Here is a 6605-nt window from a genome sequence, read left to right on the forward strand (position 1 = left end):
AGATGAAACTGCTGATTCAGTGCGTTTTTCAGTAATTGCAGAGGTTCCTTTTTTCTTAAAATGATCTTCCGTTTTATTTTTTAATCGGTGGTTTTCAGGAGTTTTTTCAAGTGTTCTTTGTTTATTTTCTTCAAAAGCTTGATAAACATCTTCTAAATGATAACCGCCATCTAAAGCCTTATTGCGATCTCTAATTTTGTATGTTTTGGCTCCTAAATCTCTTTGTGTAATATGTATATACCCTTTTGTATTTTCACCTCTCTCATACATTTCTACACCTTTTTCAGCTAATAACTTTTTGTAAGACTGCATGTCAGTTGCTTGGCTTTTTGCGTACTTTATAGCTTCTCGTATTTCTTCTTTCCAAGTTGTTTTTCCTCGAGCTTTTATACGCTTTTCAGCATTCTTTTCTTTAACGTTTTCCCCTTGATAAGGTTCTAATGGTTCAATTCCATGTTCTTTGCAAACTTTATCTGAAATATTTCTAAATAAAACTAAGTCTTGGTCTTTCTTCATTTGAAATTTACGTCCGGTTTCGTAATTTACAGAGTTGGTTACAATATGACAATGTAAGTGATCTTGATCTGCATGAACGAAACAACCAGACTCATGACCTTTTCCTATTTTTTCAGCTAAAGCCATCCCTATTTCTAAACATTTTTCTTGATTGTCTGGGGTATTAGATAATTCTTTTGGGTCAAATGAAAGTACAAAGTGCATGGCTTGGCGCCCACCAGTTTTATTAAAATGATTACGTGTTTCCGCAAAGTCATCACGTATATCTGCGATATCACAATTAACCCCTGCCTTTAACACACATTTATTTTTCTTCTCTCCAGTTTCGGGGTCTTTGATAATTTCCTTTTCGCAATAATCAATGGTTTCACTAGCGTTCGAACTTCCTTTTAAAGCTTCAAATATTGGCATACTTTCCCCCCTTAATGGAAATGTGATTTATGTTTAAAAATAATATCTTCTTTCGATTCTTCAATAGGTTCTTTTCCTACTAAAATACGGGTATTATTCCTAATTTCTTTTAACAACGAAATAACCTCTTTTTTTTCATCATTTCGAAGCATAGAAGTTGAATTTAACCTTCTAGCCATCTGATTAAGATTATTTCCTATTGCTCCTATTTGGCGGTTTAATTCTTTTACGTCTTTTCTTTCGTTTGCTCCTTTAGGAGCTTTTAAATTTAGTAATAAAAACTTTGCAATTGCGTTAATACTCATGCTGTATTCATTAGATATTTTCTTCGCCTTATCCACTTCTTCTGCTGTTAATCGAAATTTAACTTCCTTAAGATTACTCATTTACAACCCTCCACACCATGTATTCTTTAATTATAAGTAATTAAACAAAACAATAAAAGTATTTAATGTTTTGCAAGCATACTAAAATGGGCCCATGCTCTCGCATGTTTCCATTTTAGGCTTGTTGGGGGTTTTCCCCCAATCCCCCTATATCAAAAATTTTTAGAAAAATTTCATTTTACCCCTTATGGAAACAAAGTTTCCATGCTAAATTAAGAGCATAAACAGAAATTAGCTAATTTAAATTAGGGGAGGAATTATGTGAATAAATTTAGAAAGTTTCTTGTACCAATATTAATATTTTTAATAGCATTTATAATTTTAACTCCATCAGTTCAAGCAGCAATTTGGGATTCCTTATGGTCAGATGGAGGGGATGAAAAAACAGTAAACTTTTTAAAAAAGTATCAAGATTATTTATCGTATGGAAACTTTTTTACGGTAATGTTTCATTGGATGGGATGGGCATTGATTAAAGGACTCTATTTTCTAACAAATGGGGTTGAAGGGTTAATACCAGACTCCTTAAGTTTGTTGAGTTTTTTAGATGATTCAGGAATACAGGGTATTACAAAAGCTATTATTAATGATCTTGTAGTAACACTCATGGTTTTGACTTTGGTGTACTTAGGATTTAAAACTGTTATTGCAAAAGAGCCTCCAAAATTTAAGTCATTAGGAGTAAATATATTTATTTCAGCTTTTCTTATTTTGGGATTACCCACTTTGATGACTACAATGCAAGATATTTCTAAAAACTTCTTTTACGCAACACAAACTGCTGGGAACAATGAACAAGTTTCAAGTTTATCCTGGAATCTCATTCAAGAAAATGTGGCTGATCTACTTTACATATCATCTCAAGGATTTTCTACTCTTGATAATAAAGAAAATAAAAGAAATGAATTAACACCTGACTCATTCAAAATAACTAATTTAAATGCGTTAATCACTTCAGACACTATCGATGATGTTGAGGGTGAAGAAGTAAAACATCTTGCGTATAAACTCGATACAAATGAAAACGGTAAAGTCATTGCAGATAAAATTAAAGGAGGAGTATTTGCTTTTTTTAATGACTCTTTTAAAGAAGGATATTTCCGTTATCATGCTAATTTCACACCCATGATAATAGGGTTAGCTGCTCTTCTTGTTGCTTATGTTTTTACTCTTTTTATTTTTGTTACTACAATCATAGAAATTGGTTTTAAAAAGGTTGTAGGATTATTTGTATTTGCCACTGATTTAGAGAATGGACAACGAACAAAAATGGTTGTACAGGACATATTAAACGCTTTCCTTTTAATTGCTTTTACAGGATTAAGTTTAAAAATGTATACTGTGTTTCTTTCGTTTTTAGCAAGCAAGCAACCAAACATTTTTATTTATGTAATTGCGATTATTTCCTCAACTTTCGTTTTAATTAAAGGTAGCAACACCATTATGCGCTATTTTGGTGTAGATGTAGGATTGAAAGAAGGGTTTGGTCAACTTGTAGGTGCATTTGCGCTTGGTCGAGCAACAACAGGAGGATTTAAAAGGTTAAAAAATCTAGGGAATTCCAAAAACAATGACAGTAACAATACGCACGATCAAAATGTAAATAAAGATAGGTTAAATAATCAATCAAATAATAATAAGAAATCGATTAATGATAGTGTTTCAGGTAATAACAAAAATAGAAATCAATTGGGTGATTTTTCTAAAGAAAAATTGAGTAGTAATGGATTGAGTAATAGTATTAATTCAGATGGTAAGATGGAAGGTCTTTCTACTGCTGCTGTTGAAACTTCTGGAGTCGCTACAAACGTAGCTAACGCACTTCAAGGGGAAAAGGGTTTAAATCAAAATAAACAGTCTTTAAATAGCAATAACGAACTTTCTAATGACCCTTCATCATCAATAAAAAGATATGATACGTCTAACAATGGCCAAGAATTACAAGAAAAAAATGCAGGAGATAACGCAACAATAACGCCAACTAATCAAAGGCAGACACTTCAACAAGATGTTATTAGCAGTGTGAATGATCGCGCAAATGGTAAAACACAATCGAATGAAGAAATTTTAGCAGAAATGAAATTAAAAGAATCATTAAATCCGAATGGAAATGTGGATGTAAATGCAGCAAGTAATATGCGATTAACTCCTGAGAATAAATCAATTAATCAACAAAGCAGCGAAGGGATTATTAATCGTACCAGACAAGAAGTTGCAGCTGGAAGCTCGGCTAATCATTCTATGCAAGATGCTGTTCAAAATATGAAGGCTAATACAGTGAATAGCGCTCCATTAAAACAAAGCATAGAACAAGATGTTAAATCCGTTCCACAGTCTAACCATATAGGCAAGCAATCCATTGTACAAGATATACAATCTAGCAACGGACAGGCAGTGTCGCAACGTCAAACGGTGATTCAAGATGTTCAAAATAGTTCCGAAACGGCACCGAATAGACAACGTGTCGTACAAGAAATAGAGCAAGCAAAAATAGCGACACCGCAACAAATACAACAAAATGTACAGCAAGTTCTTACAACAGCAAGGCTTCCACAAGAAGCACATCAAACAGTTAAGAGAGTAATAGAAGATGTTCAAAAACAAGGAAATATTGCTCCTGAAACACTCAAAATGAAAGTTGTTCAAGAGCTAGAAAAAACATCTTTTGGAGCAAAAGAACCAATTAAACAAGTCATCTTGCAAGATGTTCAAAAGGCATTTTCATCTACTCCAGAACCAGTACAGCAGAGTATTAAACAAATAGTTGAATCAACCCAAGATACAAAGAAAATCGGGCAACCAACAGAAAATAAAAAAGTTGAATCAAGTTATTTTGGCTCGTTGTTTGGAGAAAAGGTAAGTAATTATGAGAAGGGGAAAACGAAAAAAGGTTCTAGATTTGACGTCTTAAGAAATTTATAAAAAGGAGATTAGACTCAACATGGCTAGAAAAAAGGATCCACAAGAGGAATTAGAATTAGCGCTTAAATTAAGGGAAGAAGCAGACAAAAAGATTGCTGAAGCTAAGAAAAAATTAAAAGAAGAAGAAGAAAAAAAAGCTGTTAAATTAGCTAAAAAACTGATGAAAACATACGGAACTGTTGATTTTATAGAAATAAAGGAGAAAATAGCACAAGAATCAACTTCTCAAAACAGTATTTCAATAAATAGATTTTCATCTGTAAACTTAGAGTATATACAAACCCTTTCTGAAGATGATATAAATTATCTTCGTAGCACTGCGGAAAGATTAAGAAACAATGAATTCATACTATCTCAAGATGTAATAGACGAAATTAGACGGAGATTTTAGTATGATTGCTGTTCAAGTGATTGCTACCATTTTCCTATTAATAATTGTGGGATTTCTTTTCCTAAAAGGAATTAAATATTTGTTGGCAACAGGTTCTTTCTTCCTGCGATTAGTTTTGAAGTTTGGTGCTGTTTTAGTTACATTAAGCATACTTGGGTGGATTGTTCATTTTCTTTCGTAGTTAATATTGATTAACACTTTAAAAATTGAAATTTACTAGTTAACTAGCAAAGAGGACTCTAAAAGAAGTCCTCTTTACTTTATTATCAAAGCATAACAGAAATTGCATGTAACACCATCGCCACTAAAATTGGAGAAATTTCTAAATGAAATTCTTTAAATTACATTCTCAAATCAAATCACCTCTCTTTTTATTTTTTTATAATAGATTTTTAAAGATTAAGTTATTCCAATTCATATGTACGACCTCACTTTATACTCTCTTGCACACTTAAACATCACGTTTAAACAGCCTTACTTCTTTTTTTATTTTCTATTTTAAAATGAGCGTGTAAAATGATTCATAAGCATTCTCATGAAAAAATAAAGGAAAATAATTGTGTTTTCTAGAATCACTGAACATAAGAAGATGGTAAACATGTGGGGTGAGAAAGTGAGAAAATGGTTTACAATTTCTGAAGCAGATAAAGAAACCGGTATACCACATCAAACGCTTAGACGATATTTAAATAATCATGTTCACCACTTAATCATAAAGAAAAAACATAAAAGCTATTTGATTGCTGAAGAGTCGCTTCAAATTCTCCTTAAAATTAGAGAATTGTATTCAGAAGGTAAAACCATAGAAGATGTAGAAAATGCTCTTACTGAACAGGGAATACCCATGAATATTACTGTGAATGATGATGAAAATGAAGTGAGCATAAACATAGGGGAAACCTTGATACACCTACAAAAGGACATGAGAGAACAGAAAGAATTTAATGAGAAATTACTTGAGGTTTTACAAGCACAAAATGAGCAAATAAAAAAACACCAAGAATATATTGAACAAAAGTTAGAAGTAAGAGATCAAAAACTTTTAGAATCACTAAAAGAAAGTATGGAAGTAAGAAAACAAATAGCAGCAAGTAAAGAACAAACAAAAAAGTGGTGGAAGTTCTGGAAATGAACTTTCACCACTTTTTTCATGCTTACTTACTAGCCCTATCTTTTTAATCGCATTGAGGGTTTGCGATCCCTTTTTATTAGTCGTCATTAGGGAGAACGACTCCTCTTTTATTCGTCGCTCGAGGAGTAACGACACACTTACGATATACATTCATTGTATCATATGTGTTTGTTTTTAGTTCTTTCTTTCAGCTTGATCTAATGCAGATTGAAGCAAATAAATAATAGCCTGTGTACGAGTTCCAAACCCTTTTTTATCCTTAAAATCATCAATTCTTTTTAAAAGTTCTTTCGGGTAGCGCATATTAACCACTTGAGACATTATACAACCCACCTTATTGTATATTATTTTAATACACATTGTATATTAAAATGATTCATGGTATATTAAATGTATATCATTTGTGTATTAATATAGTACACGTAAAAGGGGCGATATTCAATGTCAAAAGAATCAGCAGGTAATTTATATTTTATTGAATTTGTTGATGTTTCTAAGCAAAGCATTCATTTGTGGGATTTTATTGATAACAAAAAAAGTATCTATATTGGAACACCTGAAGAAATTAAATTTTATAATGCAGCATTTGAAGAAGCGATGGAATATAATATTTATCTTTTTGTAGAGTATGATACAGCTAATAAAAGTATTGTCCACTAACAATAACTTGAAGTTGTCAAATTTCATAAAGCATAGAAAACGAAAGAAAAATGGAGTTATTAGAAGATTACACAATTCATTATTAACCTCTTTTTTTTATTATTTCCCAAACGAAAAAAGGCGAAATTCACCTAAATATGGACGAATATCGCCTTTTAGTTTTTAATTAACTTCCTGTATTGGATGT

General features: G+C 31.7%; 7 protein-coding genes. 4 read left to right on the forward strand and 3 right to left on the reverse strand.

The window, feature by feature from the left end; genetic code table 11:
- Positions 1-927, reverse strand: a 927-nt coding sequence (locus tag ACFCY1_RS41110) for a relaxase/mobilization nuclease domain-containing protein (RefSeq protein WP_375877793.1), incomplete at its 3' end; no start/stop codon positions are given.
- An 11-nt stretch (positions 928-938) separates the two neighbouring features.
- A complete protein-coding gene (locus ACFCY1_RS41115) occupies positions 939-1313 on the reverse strand; it encodes a MobC family plasmid mobilization relaxosome protein (protein WP_375867848.1) in 375 nt (124 codons plus the stop codon).
- Positions 1314-1574: 261 nt separating this feature from the next.
- Between ACFCY1_RS41115 and ACFCY1_RS41120 the strand changes: the two genes are divergently transcribed.
- From ACFCY1_RS41120 to ACFCY1_RS41130, 3 genes are all read left to right on the forward strand, one after another.
- Positions 1575-4235 carry a pLS20_p028 family conjugation system transmembrane protein gene (locus ACFCY1_RS41120; protein WP_375877794.1) on the forward strand — a complete coding sequence of 887 codons (2661 nt, stop codon included), beginning with the start codon at positions 1575-1577 and terminating at the stop codon, positions 4233-4235.
- 19 nt (positions 4236-4254) lie between these two features.
- Positions 4255-4626: a hypothetical protein gene (locus ACFCY1_RS41125; RefSeq protein ID WP_375877795.1), complete on the forward strand. Its 372-nt coding sequence runs from the start codon at positions 4255-4257 to the stop codon at positions 4624-4626.
- 559 nt (positions 4627-5185) lie between these two features.
- Positions 5186-5758, forward strand: coding sequence for a DUF3967 domain-containing protein (locus ACFCY1_RS41130; protein WP_375877796.1), 573 nt, complete (start codon positions 5186-5188; stop codon positions 5756-5758).
- 174 nt (positions 5759-5932) lie between these two features.
- On the opposite strand, the gene ACFCY1_RS41135 is transcribed toward ACFCY1_RS41130, so the two are convergent.
- Positions 5933-6070, reverse strand: a complete 138-nt coding sequence (locus ACFCY1_RS41135; RefSeq protein WP_375877797.1) for a hypothetical protein — start codon at positions 6068-6070, stop codon at positions 5933-5935.
- Between the two features lie 129 nt (positions 6071-6199).
- On the opposite strand from ACFCY1_RS41135, the gene ACFCY1_RS41140 reads away from it, so the two are divergent.
- Positions 6200-6418: a hypothetical protein gene (locus ACFCY1_RS41140; protein WP_375867851.1), complete on the forward strand. Its 219-nt coding sequence runs from the start codon at positions 6200-6202 to the stop codon at positions 6416-6418.
- Positions 6419-6605 lie beyond the last annotated feature (187 nt).

The sequence above is a fragment of the Kitasatospora sp. NPDC056273 genome (genome assembly GCF_042268845.1).
GTDB lineage: Bacteria > Actinomycetota > Actinomycetes > Streptomycetales > Streptomycetaceae > Kitasatospora.

Excerpts from the sequence above, each read along its gene's own strand:
- ACFCY1_RS41115 (WP_375867848.1), bottom strand. The coding sequence starts at position 1,313 with ATGAGTAATCTTAAGGAAGTTAAATTTCGATTAACAGCAGAAGAAGTG.
- ACFCY1_RS41125 (WP_375877795.1), top strand. The coding sequence starts at position 4,255 with ATGGCTAGAAAAAAGGATCCACAAGAGGAATTAGAATTAGCGCTTAAA.
- ACFCY1_RS41140 (WP_375867851.1), top strand. The coding sequence starts at position 6,200 with ATGTCAAAAGAATCAGCAGGTAATTTATATTTTATTGAATTTGTTGAT.